This is a genomic window from Lysinibacillus sp. K60, from assembly GCF_019731275.1.
In the GTDB taxonomy this organism is placed as follows: domain Bacteria; phylum Bacillota; class Bacilli; order Bacillales_A; family Planococcaceae; genus Lysinibacillus; species Lysinibacillus capsici.
Map to the genome: position 1 here is coordinate 614,855 of NZ_JAASJR010000001.1, position 12,083 is coordinate 626,937.

Genomic DNA, 12,083 nt, shown 5'->3' on the forward strand with positions numbered 1-12,083 from the left:
AGTTATAGCAGATGAGTAACTATAAATTATTGACGCCAGGTCCATTGACAACAACTGAAGCGGTGAAACGAGAAATGTTAAAAGATCGTTGTACATGGGATGACGATTATAAAAATGTGACACAAGTGATTCGAAAGCAACTCTTAAAATTAGCAAAAGTTGATGAAGCTGATTACACTACGGTACTAATGCAAGGAAGTGGAAGCTTTGTAGTGGAGTCTGTACTAACAACTGCAATTGGTGAAAATGATAAGGTGCTGATACTAACAAATGGTGCTTATGGTGAAAGAATTGTTGAAATGGCCAAAGCCTTAAAGTTACAGCATGTTGTTTATAGTGCTCCTTATGATGAACAGCCATCCTTGTTAGAAGTACAATCCTTCCTTGAAAGAGATAGAAGTATTACTCATGTAGCTATCGTACATTGTGAGACGACTACTGGTATTTTAAATCCTATTAAAGAAATCGGGGAAGTTGTTCATTCGTTCAACAAAACGTTTATTGTGGATGCCATGAGTAGCTTTGGAGGCGTGCCAATGGATTTATCAAGCTTGCATATTGATTTTTGTATTAGTAGTGCCAATAAATGTATTCAGGGTGTCCCAGGCTTTGGTTTTGTTATCGCGAATACAAGAGCATTGGAAAAATGTAAGGGACAAGCTCGAAGTGTAGCATTAGATTTGCATAGTCAGTGGGAAGTAATGAAGCAAGATGGGAAATGGCGTTTCACATCGCCTACTCATGTAGTGGCAGCCTTTGCGAAGGCGCTTGAAGAGTTGAATGAAGAAGGCGGAATTCATGCCCGCTACAAACGCTATGCGTATAATAATCAACTACTTCGCTCTCGCTTGTCAGTGCTGGGATTTAAAGCGTATATTTCGGAGGAGCTTCAATCACCAATTATCACAACATTTTTATTCCCGTATAAAGAGTTTTCTTTTGAGCATTTTTATCAAGAAATAAAAAAGGCAGGTTTCGTTATCTATCCAGGTAAGCTGACGGATGTCGATACATTCCGTATTGGCAATATTGGTGATATTCATGAGGAAGATATGCTTGCATTATGTGAAATCATTGAAAATTATATGGTGGTGAAAAACAATGAAAATTGAGACGGTTATTTTGGACTGGGCAGGCACAGCAGTTGACTTTGGTTGTTTTGCCCCTGTTAATGCTTTTTTAACAATTTTTGAAGATGCTGGTGTGATAGTTACACTGGAAGAGGCTCGTAAACCAATGGGGATGCTGAAAATTGATCATATCCGCACCATGCTAGAAATGCCAAGAATTAAAGCAGAATGGCATCGTGTACATGGACAATCCTTTACTGAAAAGGATGTACATGTATTATATAATCATTTTGAAACAAAATTAATGGAGTCTTTGGCGACCTATACAGATCCTATCCAGCACGTGAAAACAACAGTACAGCAATTAAGAGGTGCAGGTATTCGAATAGGCTCTACAACTGGCTATACAGATGCAATGATGGAAGTAGTGACAAAGCATGCAGCTGACAAGGGCTATCAACCTGATTTTCTTGTAACACCTACACAGGTAGGTGATAAAGGGCGACCATATCCATATATGATTTTTAAAAATATGGAGGCATTAGGTTCGCAAGCGACGAAGCAAGTTGTGAAGGTTGGCGATACAACATCAGATATAAAGGAAGCCTTGAATGCAGGTGTTTGGGCTGTTGGCGTTATTATTGGAAGCTCAGAAATGGGACTATCCGAAGAAGAATTCAATGCCCTATCTTTAGAAGAACAGCAACAAATCATAGCGAAAACAAAATGTGTTTTTGAAGAATCTGGTGCTCATTATACAATTGAAACAATGGCGGAGTTGCCAGCATTAATAGAAACGATCAATGCTCGGTTAAATGTGGATAGACAATTAGAATATAAATAAAAATTAACCTCGGCAGAAGTAATAAACTGCCGAGGTTGTTTTTAGTCGCGCTCATATGGGATTGAATCTGGTATTTCCGCAAATGGATTCTTTTCATTAATACGGTCATAAAACATAACGCCATTTAGATGATCTAATTCATGTTGAAAGGCAATAGCTGGCAAGCCCTTAAGGCGCATTTTTTTCTCTTCACCATCAATTGTTTTAAATTTTACTGTGATTCGTGCATGACGAGGTACATACCCAGGAATATTACGGTCAACAGAAAGACATCCTTCTCCTGATGATAGGTATGTGTTTTCAACAGAATGGCTAACGATCTTTGGATTTATGGCTACAAAGCTTAATTGTTCACCAGCCTCATCTTTTAAATGAAGGGCAAACATGCGCTGTAAGCTATTTACCTGATTGGCAGCCAAACCAATGCCACTACGCAAATTATATTTTTCTGCCATTTCAGGATCTTGGCTGTTGATTAAATATTGAAGCATATCCTCAGCAAGTTTTCTTGTTTCATCAGTTAAAGGGAATTTAACTTCCTCTGCTTTTGTGCGTAAAGTCGGATGACCTTCGCGGATAATATCATCCATTAAAATCATAATAGTAATCTTCCTTTCAACTTTGTAGTGCTTACTAATAAGTATACATCACGTTTTCGTACAATCCCATGAAAAAAGTCCTTATTTGAATATACTCAAAAAATTTTTATAATGCTATTAGATTTTCGAGAATGGGGTATTCTACTAGGGGAAAACCTGTTGGAAAACGCAAGAGTTGTATGGTGTAAATAAGGTGTTGTAATACAGGAATTGAATAATAGTAATACAGTATAGGACAGAGGTATTTGATTGTTATTCTAGAAAAAATCTTTGTATATAGCAGTAATAGATGATTGACCGACAGTATTTTATTCAGTATACTGAGTGTCAAGAATAAGTTGTACTAGTTAAAAAGGTGATTTATTTTAATACAGCTGAAAGGGAGATGTGACAAATGAGCAAGAAAAACAATAATATTTTTGATGCTAAACAAACGCTAACTGAAATCGAAGATAAGTTTGAAATGTTTCAAATTTTGAATGAAGAAGGCGAAATTATAAATAAAGAGGCAGATCCTAAATTATCAGATGAGGAACTAGTTGAGTTAATGACACGTATGGTTTACACACGTATTTTAGATCAACGATCAATCTCATTAAATCGTCAAGGACGTTTAGGCTTCTATGCACCAACTGCGGGTCAAGAAGCTTCACAACTTGCTTCTCACTTTGCATTAGAACAAGAAGATTGGATTTTACCAGGTTATCGTGATGTGCCACAAATTGTATGGCATGGCTTACCTCTTGAAAAAGCATTTTTATTCTCACGTGGGCACTTCATGGGGAATCAGGTTCCTGAAGGTGTAAACGTTTTAGCTCCACAAATTATTATCGGTGCACAATATATTCAAGCTGCTGGGGTAGCACTTGGTATTAAAAAACGCGGGAAAAAAGCTGTTGCAGTAACGTATACAGGTGACGGTGGTTCTTCTCAGGGAGACTTCTATGAAGGCATTAACTTTGCAGGTGCATTTAAATCTCCAGCAATCTTCATTGTACAAAATAACCAATATGCAATCTCAACACCTCGTGAATTGCAAACAGCTGCTAAAACAATTGCACAAAAAGGTGTAGCAGCAGGCTTACCAAGTATTTTAGTAGATGGAATGGATGCGCTTGCAGTTTATGTAGCAACTCGTGATGCTCGTGAGCGCGCGGTTAATGGTGAAGGTCCAACATTAATTGAAACAATGTGTTACCGTTATGGTCCTCATACAATGGCTGGGGATGACCCAACTCGTTACCGTACTTCTGATACAGATAATGAATGGGCTCAAAAAGATCCTCTCGTTCGCTTCCGTAAATACCTAGAAGCAAAAGGTATATGGGATGAGAAAAAAGAAGAAGCAGTAATTGAGCGAGCAAAAGAAGAAATTAAAGAAGCAATCAAAAAAGCAGATGCTGCTCCAAAACAAAAAGTAACAGAGTTAATGGAAAATATGTATAAAGGCGAAATGCCTTCTAATCTAAAAGAACAGTATGAAATCTATAAAGAGAAGGAGTCGAAATAACCTATGGCACAAATGACGATGATTCAAGCAATTACAGATGCACTTCGCACAGAATTAAAGAATGATGAAAACGTTCTTGTATTCGGGGAAGATGTAGGTGTCAACGGTGGGGTATTCCGCGCGACAGAAGGCCTACAAAAAGAATTTGGGGTTGACCGCGTATTTGATACACCATTAGCAGAATCAGGTATTGGTGGCTTAGCAGTTGGCCTTTCTCTTCAAGGATTCCGTCCAGTTCCTGAAATTCAATTCTTCGGTTTCGTTTATGAAGTTATGGATTCAATCAGTGGCCAGCTAGCACGTATGAGCTACCGTAGTGGTGGCGTATACAATGCTCCAGTAACAATCCGTTCACCATTTGGTGGTGGTGTGCACACACCTGAAATGCACTCAGATAGCTTAGAAAGCTTAATGACAGCACAACCAGGATTAACAGTTGTTGTACCATCAACACCATATGATGCAAAAGGTTTACTTATTTCTTCTATTCGTAATGACAACCCAGTTATTTTCTTAGAGCATTTAAAACTATACCGTTCATTCCGTGAAGAAGTACCTGAGGAAGCATACGAAATCCCACTAGGAAAAGCAGATGTAAAACGTGAAGGTACTGATTTAACAATTGTTGCTTACGGTTTAATGGTTCATGAAAGCTTAAAGGCTGCAGAAGAACTTGAAAAAGAAGGACATTCTGTAGAAGTAATTGACTTACGTACAATTCAACCAATCGATGTGGAAACAATTATCGCATCAGTTGAAAAAACAGGTCGTGCAATCGTTGTCCAAGAAGCTCAAAAACAAGCAGGTATCGCTGCGAACGTAGTAGCAGAAATTACAGAGCGAGCAATTTTAAGCTTAGAGGCTCCTGTTCTTCGTGTGGCTGCACCAGATACTGTGTACCCATTCCCACAAGCTGAAGGTGTTTGGTTACCAAATTACAAAGATGTAATGGAAACAGCGAAAAAAGTTTTAACATTCTAATAAAGCTTCTAAACTTGAACAACAGTAAATAGAAAGGATGGGTACACATGGCATTTGAATTCAGATTACCGGATATTGGCGAGGGTATTCACGAAGGCGAGATTGTGAAATGGTTCGTTAAAGCTGGAGATACAGTAAAAGAAGACGATATTCTTTGTGAAGTACAAAATGATAAAGCAGTAGTAGAAATCCCTTCACCAGTTGAAGGAACAGTAGAGGAAGTTTTAGTAGGAGAAGGGACAGTTGCCGTAGTTGGCGATGTTTTAATCCGATTAGACGCACCTGGCTATGAAGACTTAAAGCTAAAAGGTGACGATCATGCCGAAGCAAAAACAGAGGCACAAGTTCAAGCAACTGCTGAATCTGGTCAGAACGTAGAAAAAGCTCCTGCTAAAGAGGAAAAGGCACCAGAAAAAGCCCCTGAAAAAGCTCCAGAAAAAGAGGAGACAGTAGTTGATGAAACAAAACGTGTAATCGCGATGCCTTCTGTACGTAAATTTGCTCGTGATAACGATGTAAATATTCGTGAAGTGAAGGGTACAGGCAAAAACGGTCGAATCCTTAAAGAAGATATTGAAAACTTCTTAAAAGGTGGCGGTACTGTAGAGGCTGAAACTGCAAATATCGAAACATCAGAAGAAACAGTTCAACAAGAAACGTCTACACCAGTAGCACCAGTAGTTCTTGAGGGGGATTTCCCAGAGACTCGTGAAAAAATGTCAGGTATTCGAAAAGCGATTGCTAAAGCAATGGTACACTCGAAACAAACGGCTCCTCATGTTACACTAATGGATGAAGTCGATGTAACAGCTCTTGTAGCACATCGTAAAAAATTCAAAGATATCGCTGCCGAAAAAGGTGTTAAATTAACATACTTACCATATGTAGTGAAAGCACTTATTTCAACTTTACGCGAGTTCCCAGAATTTAATCGCTCTTTAGATGATGCAACACAAGAAATTATCCAAAAGCATTACTATAACATTGGTATTGCAGCAGATACTGAAAGAGGCTTACTAGTACCAGTTATTAAGCATGCAGATCGTAAATCTGTATTTGCAGTCTCTAATGAAATTAATGAATTAGCGACAAAAGCCCGTGAAGGAAAGCTAGCACCACATGAAATGAAAGGTGCTTCCATGTCCATTACGAATATTGGTTCTGCAGGAGGACAATGGTTTACACCAGTTATTAACCATCCTGAAGTAGCAATTCTAGGTATTGGTCGAATTTCAGAAAAACCTGTAATAAAAAATGGTGAAATTGTAGCCGCACCTGTGTTAGCATTATCATTGAGCTTTGATCATCGTATGATCGATGGAGCCACTGCGCAAAATGCTTTAAATCACTTAAAGCGTTTGTTAAGTGAGCCAGAATTATTATTAATGGAGGCGTAACAAAAATGGTAGTAGGAGATTTCCCAATCGAAACAGATACTCTTGTCATTGGTTCAGGTCCTGGAGGATATGTAGCAGCAATTCGTGCAGCTCAAACTGGCCAAAAAGTAACAATCGTTGAAAAAAATGTACTTGGTGGAGTGTGCTTAAACGTAGGTTGTATCCCATCAAAAGCATTAATTTCAGTAGGTCACCGTTTTGAGCAAGCTAAACATTCAGATGACATGGGAATCATCGCTTCTGATGTGAAATTAGACTTCTCAAAAGCACAAGCATTTAAAGACAGCGTTGTTAAGAAATTAACTGGCGGTGTTGAAGGCTTACTTAAAGGTAACAAAGTTGAAATTGTACAAGGTGAAGCTTATTTCGTTGACGCTCATTCAGTGCGTATCATCAATGGTGAATCTGCTCAAACTTACACATTTAACAATGTCATTATTGCAACAGGTTCTCGTCCAGTTGAAATTCCAACATTCAAATTCACTGATCGCGTATTAAATTCTACTGGTGCACTTTCTTTACAAGAAGTACCTAGTAAATTAGTTGTTATCGGTGGCGGTTATATTGGTACTGAGCTAGGATCCGCTTATGCAAACCTTGGCTCTCAAGTAACAATTATCGAAGGCGGAAAAGATATTTTAGCTGGCTTCGAAAAACAAATGACGCAAATCGTGAAAAAAGGCCTTAAAAAGAAAGGCGTTGAAATTGAAGTTAACGCATCTGCAAAAGGCGTAGAAGAAACTGAAAACGGCGTAGTAGTAACTTATGAAGTTGGCGGAGAAGAGAAAAAAGTTGAAGCTGATTACGTGTTAGTTACTGTAGGACGTCGTCCAAATACAGATGAAATGGGACTTGCTGAAATCGGAGTTGAATTCGGTGAACGTGGTCTAATCAATGTTGACAAACAATGTCGCACAAATATTCCAAACATCTATGCAATCGGTGATATCGTAGCAGGTCCACAACTTGCACATAAAGCATCTTACGAAGGTAAAGTTGCTGCTGAAGCAATTGCGGGTGAAAAATCAGTAGTTGATTATCTTGCTGTTCCAGCTGTATGTTTCACAGATCCAGAAATGGCGACAGTTGGTTACAACGAAGAACAAGCAAAAGCTGAAGGCATCGAATATACTGCAGCGAAATTCCCATTCGCAGCAAATGGTCGTGCACTTGCATTAAACCAATCAGAAGGTTTCGTGAAACTTGTTGCTCGTAAAGAGGATGGCTTATTAATTGGTGCTCAAATCGTAGGTGCTGGTGCATCTGATATGATCGCTGAAATGGGCTTAGCGATTGAAGGCGGCATGACTGCTGAGGATATCGCATTAACAATTCACGCTCACCCAACGTTAGGTGAAATTACAATGGAAACTGCTGAAGTATTACTTGGCAACCCAATCCACATTGTAGCGAAAAAATAATTTGAATAAAAGAGTGTAGATAAAGCGGGATCATTCGCTTATCTACACTCTTTTTTTAGCCAATGTTTTATTTTATATGAACAATTAAATTTTTATATAATCTTTTCCCCTAACAGGCTTTAATGACAATGATAAGTAGCTTCTCATAGAAAATATTCCGTCATTATAGCTTTCAAATCGTATTTCTATCATTTACAAGCTCCTTTGATTATTCTGAATAGTCGATAAATGCTATAATGATAGCATTGTAGAAAGTAAGGGAGGATTTATTAATGGAGCTTAATTTAACGGGGAAAGTAGCAATTATAACAGGGTCAAGTAAAGGAATTGGCTATTATACAGCCATGCAGCTTGTTAAAGAGGGTGCAGAGGTTGTACTTTGCGCTCGTGGTGAAAAACAACTGCAAGTGGCTGCTGGATGCATAAAAAATGAAACAGGCGTAGATGTTTTAATTGTTCCAACTGATATTACAAAAGAAAAAGATTGTAAGTATCTAATCGAGCGTACTGTCGAACATTATGGACGTGTTGATATTCTTATTAATAATGCAGGTACAGCTTCAGCGAATCCCTTTGAATCGGTGAGTAGTGAGCTGTGGCAGGCAGATTTAGATTTAAAGGTATTTGGAGCTATTCATTGTTCTAAATATGCTGCTCCATATATGCGAAAGGCTGGGGGCGGTGCAATCGTTAATGTGACTGCCGTGATGGCTAAAACGCCACCTGCAAGCTCACTTCCAACTACTGTAAGCCGTGCTGCGGGGCTTGCCTTGACAAAAGCGATGAGCAAGGATTTAGGGAAGGATAATATTCGAGTAAATTCTGTCTGTATAGGACTTATTCGTAGTGATCAAATCGAAAAGAAATGGAAAAAGGAAGAACCTAATTTATCGTGGGAAGAATATTCTCGTAAAGTGGGGCAAGTAATTCCGCTTGGTCGTGTAGGTGATACGCAAGAAGCAGCAAACGTTATCACTTTCCTAGTATCTGATGCGGCGAGCTATGTTACAGGAACAGCTGTTAATATTGATGGTGGCTCTGGTCACGCATTATAGACTAGTATAAATCCACTATACTAATAGAAGTATAGTGGATTTTTAAGAATATTTATCCTTCTTCATTAATAACCACATTTTTACCACGTATCTTCATAATCAGTGGTATAAGTAACCAGGAAATGGCAATCACTAAAAATAGTAATGATAAAGGCTTTGTTATAAAAATAGAAAAGTCTCCATTCGAAATGGTTAATGCACGGCGCATATTATTTTCAATCATCGGCCCTAGTACTAAGGCAAGTACTAATGGAGCTACTGGATAATCATATTTAGCAAATAGATAACCAAGTACCCCACAAGCTACTAATAAAAATAAATCAAACGTGGCAAATTGTACAGCATAAACGCCAAAAATTGAAATGGCAATAATAATAGGCAATAAATATTTTTTAGGCGTTTCGATGATTTTGGCAAAAATACGGACCAAAGGCATATTTAATGCTAATAACATTAAATTTCCAATAAACATACTGGCAATTAATCCCCAAGCAACTTGAGGGTGCTCATCAAATAATAATGGACCTGGCTGAATATTATACATAATAAGTGCGCCCATTAAAATTGCAGTAGTACCTGAGCCAGGAATTCCTAAAGTTAGTAATGGGATCATTGCACCGCCTGATGCAGCATTGTTAGCCGATTCTGGCCCAGCTACACCCGCAATATGACCTTTTCCGAATTGCTCGGGTGTTTTACTAAATTTTTTCTCAGTAATATAAGAAAAGAATGAGGCAAGTGTTGCACCAGCACCGGGTAATACGCCAATAAAAAAGCCTAATAATGAGCCGCGAGCAATAGGAACAGCACTATCCTTTAAATCTTCCTTTGTTGGTAATACGCGATTAATTTTTGCTAATTGACCATCCTCTTCTTCTTTTTCAAGAATGGTTTTAAATACTTCGCCTAATGCAAATAAACCAACAGCGATGGTTAAAAATTCAATGCCAGAGAACAGCATTGGCTGACCAAATGTAAAACGTTCGATACCTGATACGGCATCAATACCAACTGTCCCGAGCATAAGCCCTAAAACAGTCATAATTAAAGCTTTGGTAATAGAACGTCCTGCTAGGCCACTAACTGCTGCAAGTCCTAATAACATCAAAGAAAAGTATTCTGCGGGTCCAAATTTAAGTGCTACTTTTGACAATGGATTGGCTAATAATATCAGACCTAATAGCGCTACAACGCCCGCACAAAATGAGCCTATGGCCGCGATAGAAAGAGCACTTCCAGCACGACCTTGTTTAGCCATTTGATAGCCATCCAATGTTGTCACAACTGATGATGATTCACCAGGCGTGTTTAATAGAATGGATGTTGTTGATCCACCATACATAGCCCCATAGTATACACCTGCAAGTAAAATAATTGAGCTGGTAGCGGCAGCCTCAGTAGGTAGTCCAGCTGTAATAGTTGCTGTAACGGGGATTAATAAAGCAACTCCACTCATTGGACCTATACCTGGAAGTACACCAACTGCTGTACCAATTATGACGCCCACAAGAGCGAATAAAAGGTTTTGCCATTGAAGGGCAACTGCAAATCCATCAGCTAAAAATTGCAATGTCGACATATGTTCACTCCTGTACTAAAAAATTGGGAAACTAGGCAATGATCCTCCTAGTAAACTTGTAAATAAATAATAGACACCTAGTGAAAATCCAGCTGCAATAATAATTGAATAAATAAGTTTAGTACGTTCCATTGTTTGGAAACTAATACACAAAAATAAAAATGTTGTTATCATATAGCCAATTTTTTCAAGGAAAAATACATACGCAAGAGCGCTACCTAAAATAATTAAGAACTTTTTGAGCTCTGTTGAAGCTAATTTAGAAGAAGTAGTTGGTCCTCCTGTGACTCGCTCTCTCACAGCTTTTTTCCATGATTCATAAAATAATTGAAGACTTAATAAACCTAAAATAATACCTAAACCTAATGGGAAAATTTTGGGCCCAACTGTAGATCCATATGCACTATCAGAAATCTGAGTTGCTTGAAAAATAAACAGAATGCTAAGTGTTAAGAGGATAATGCTAAATGTTTTATCAAATGTATAGCTCAACCGTTTTACACCTCCATTGAAAATAGAATAAAGTTACACAAGTAGTTCTATATTTAAGGGAAATACTTGTGTCTTTTTTTAAAACGATTCTTTATTTTTGCATACCAAGAGCTGTTAGTAGTTCAATGATTATTTTATTTTGATTGTCTAGATAAGCTGTAAAATCTTGTGCATTACGATATTCTGCTTGCCAACCATTACGGGTCACCTCAGCTTGCCATTCTTTTGATTCAGACATTGCATGTAATTTTTCAGACCAATAGGCAATCGCATCTTTACTCATATTTTTTGGACCAAAGATACCACGCCAAATTGTAAATTCCTCATCAATACCAGCCTCTTTAAATGTAGGAACTTCTGCTAGCTCACCTTCTAAGCGTTCAGAGGAACTGACAGCTAATACACGAACATCTCCTGATTTAACATAAGTAGCAATTGTGGAGGCATCTGTTGCAATAACATCAGCATTGCCACCTAATAATGCTGTAACCGCCTCACCACCACCATCATAAGAAACATATTTAATTGTTTTTAAGTCAATCCCCACTTTATAAGCCGGAATAATTCCTACTAGGTGATCCATCGAGCCCGGTGCAGAACCACCTGCTAATGTGACATCTTTTGGTGAAGTTTTCATAGCATTTAAAACATCTTCAAGCGTTTGGAAAGGAGAATCCTTTTTAACAACGATTGCGCCATAGTCCCGTGTTAATTGAGCTAAAAGTGTAGTATCCTTATAGCCAAATTTACTATTTCCTTCAGCCTTTTCATGATTTATAAGGATTGGTGGTGATTTAACCATTAACATATAATCATTATTGGCTTCCTTTGTAGCAAATGTTGCCATGAAGGCAGCACCACCACCACCTGGCTTATTCTCAACTTGAATCGCCTTATCAATCAACCCAGTATCACTCATTGTTTTTGCCACTGCACGAGCTGTTAAATCCCAGCCACCACCAGCACCTGATGGAGCAACAATGGTAATATTACTTTTCGGATAATCATTGGCCTTCTTTCCCTCTGTTTTTTCTCCAGTTGATGCTGAACAGCCAACTAAACTAGTAAATAATAAGCCTGCTGCCATTATTTTAGAAATGTTCCTCCACATAAAAATCCCCCTTAAAAATAAAAT

11 protein-coding genes are annotated in these 12,083 nt (G+C 38.2%); 7 read left to right on the forward strand and 4 right to left on the reverse strand.

The genetic code is table 11. The annotated features are described in order from the left end of the window. Positions 1 to 11 precede the first annotated feature (11 nt). Both phnW and phnX read left to right on the forward strand, forming a co-directional pair. The gene (gene phnW / locus HCH28_RS02975) at positions 12 to 1,112 is read left to right on the forward strand and encodes a 2-aminoethylphosphonate--pyruvate transaminase (RefSeq protein WP_221679654.1); all 1,101 of its coding nucleotides are present in this window, start codon (positions 12 to 14) and stop codon (positions 1,110 to 1,112) included. Beyond that, complete coding sequence (phnX, locus tag HCH28_RS02980; protein ID WP_221679655.1) at positions 1,102 to 1,914, forward strand: phosphonoacetaldehyde hydrolase; 813 nt, start codon at positions 1,102 to 1,104, stop codon at positions 1,912 to 1,914. The genes phnW and phnX overlap by 11 nt, the downstream gene beginning before the upstream one ends. A gap of 41 nt (positions 1,915 to 1,955) precedes the next feature. Here the strand turns inward: phnX and def are convergent, their stop codons facing one another. Next, positions 1,956 to 2,513, reverse strand: a complete 558-nt coding sequence (gene def / locus HCH28_RS02985) for a peptide deformylase (RefSeq protein ID WP_221679657.1) — start codon at positions 2,511 to 2,513, stop codon at positions 1,956 to 1,958. A 394-nt stretch (positions 2,514 to 2,907) separates the two neighbouring features. Here def and pdhA point away from each other — a divergent pair, with 394 nt between their 5' ends. The 5 genes from pdhA (at position 2,908) to HCH28_RS03010 (ending at position 8,877) form a co-directional block, all read left to right on the forward strand. Further along, positions 2,908 to 4,023, forward strand: a complete 1,116-nt coding sequence (gene pdhA / locus HCH28_RS02990) for a pyruvate dehydrogenase (acetyl-transferring) E1 component subunit alpha (protein ID WP_004224731.1) — start codon at positions 2,908 to 2,910, stop codon at positions 4,021 to 4,023. A gap of 3 nt (positions 4,024 to 4,026) precedes the next feature. Then, positions 4,027 to 5,004, forward strand: a complete 978-nt coding sequence (locus HCH28_RS02995) for an alpha-ketoacid dehydrogenase subunit beta (RefSeq protein ID WP_004224734.1) — start codon at positions 4,027 to 4,029, stop codon at positions 5,002 to 5,004. A 47-nt stretch (positions 5,005 to 5,051) separates the two neighbouring features. Then, positions 5,052 to 6,401 (forward strand): dihydrolipoamide acetyltransferase family protein, encoded by a 1,350-nt coding sequence (locus tag HCH28_RS03000; RefSeq protein WP_221679659.1) that lies wholly within the window; start codon positions 5,052 to 5,054, stop codon positions 6,399 to 6,401. Positions 6,402 to 6,406: 5 nt separating this feature from the next. After that, positions 6,407 to 7,822 carry a dihydrolipoyl dehydrogenase gene (gene lpdA / locus HCH28_RS03005; protein WP_221679661.1) on the forward strand — a complete coding sequence of 472 codons (1,416 nt, stop codon included), beginning with the start codon at positions 6,407 to 6,409 and terminating at the stop codon, positions 7,820 to 7,822. A 272-nt stretch (positions 7,823 to 8,094) separates the two neighbouring features. Further along, positions 8,095 to 8,877 (forward strand): SDR family NAD(P)-dependent oxidoreductase, encoded by a 783-nt coding sequence (locus tag HCH28_RS03010; protein WP_221679664.1) that lies wholly within the window; start codon positions 8,095 to 8,097, stop codon positions 8,875 to 8,877. Between the two features lie 52 nt (positions 8,878 to 8,929). On the opposite strand, the gene HCH28_RS03015 is transcribed toward HCH28_RS03010, so the two are convergent. The 3 genes from HCH28_RS03015 to HCH28_RS03025 all read right to left on the reverse strand — a co-directional run bounded on the left by HCH28_RS03015 (position 8,930) and on the right by HCH28_RS03025 (position 12,059). Beyond that, the gene (locus HCH28_RS03015; RefSeq protein WP_221679665.1) at positions 8,930 to 10,456 is read right to left on the reverse strand and encodes a tripartite tricarboxylate transporter permease; all 1,527 of its coding nucleotides are present in this window, start codon (positions 10,454 to 10,456) and stop codon (positions 8,930 to 8,932) included. Between the two features lie 15 nt (positions 10,457 to 10,471). Continuing rightward, positions 10,472 to 10,948, reverse strand: a complete 477-nt coding sequence (locus tag HCH28_RS03020) for a tripartite tricarboxylate transporter TctB family protein (protein ID WP_221679666.1) — start codon at positions 10,946 to 10,948, stop codon at positions 10,472 to 10,474. 91 nt (positions 10,949 to 11,039) lie between these two features. Further along, the gene (locus HCH28_RS03025; RefSeq protein WP_221679668.1) at positions 11,040 to 12,059 is read right to left on the reverse strand and encodes a tripartite tricarboxylate transporter substrate binding protein; all 1,020 of its coding nucleotides are present in this window, start codon (positions 12,057 to 12,059) and stop codon (positions 11,040 to 11,042) included. Positions 12,060 to 12,083 lie beyond the last annotated feature (24 nt).

Excerpts from the sequence above, each read along its gene's own strand:
- phnW (WP_221679654.1), top strand. The coding sequence starts at position 12 with ATGAGTAACTATAAATTATTGACGCCAGGTCCATTGACAACAACTGAA.
- phnX (WP_221679655.1), top strand. The coding sequence starts at position 1,102 with ATGAAAATTGAGACGGTTATTTTGGACTGGGCAGGCACAGCAGTTGAC.
- def (WP_221679657.1), bottom strand. The coding sequence starts at position 2,513 with ATGATTTTAATGGATGATATTATCCGCGAAGGTCATCCGACTTTACGC.
- pdhA (WP_004224731.1), top strand. The coding sequence starts at position 2,908 with ATGAGCAAGAAAAACAATAATATTTTTGATGCTAAACAAACGCTAACT.
- HCH28_RS02995 (WP_004224734.1), top strand. The coding sequence starts at position 4,027 with ATGGCACAAATGACGATGATTCAAGCAATTACAGATGCACTTCGCACA.
- HCH28_RS03000 (WP_221679659.1), top strand. The coding sequence starts at position 5,052 with ATGGCATTTGAATTCAGATTACCGGATATTGGCGAGGGTATTCACGAA.
- lpdA (WP_221679661.1), top strand. The coding sequence starts at position 6,407 with ATGGTAGTAGGAGATTTCCCAATCGAAACAGATACTCTTGTCATTGGT.
- HCH28_RS03010 (WP_221679664.1), top strand. The coding sequence starts at position 8,095 with ATGGAGCTTAATTTAACGGGGAAAGTAGCAATTATAACAGGGTCAAGT.
- HCH28_RS03015 (WP_221679665.1), bottom strand. The coding sequence starts at position 10,456 with ATGTCGACATTGCAATTTTTAGCTGATGGATTTGCAGTTGCCCTTCAA.
- HCH28_RS03025 (WP_221679668.1), bottom strand. The coding sequence starts at position 12,059 with ATGTGGAGGAACATTTCTAAAATAATGGCAGCAGGCTTATTATTTACT.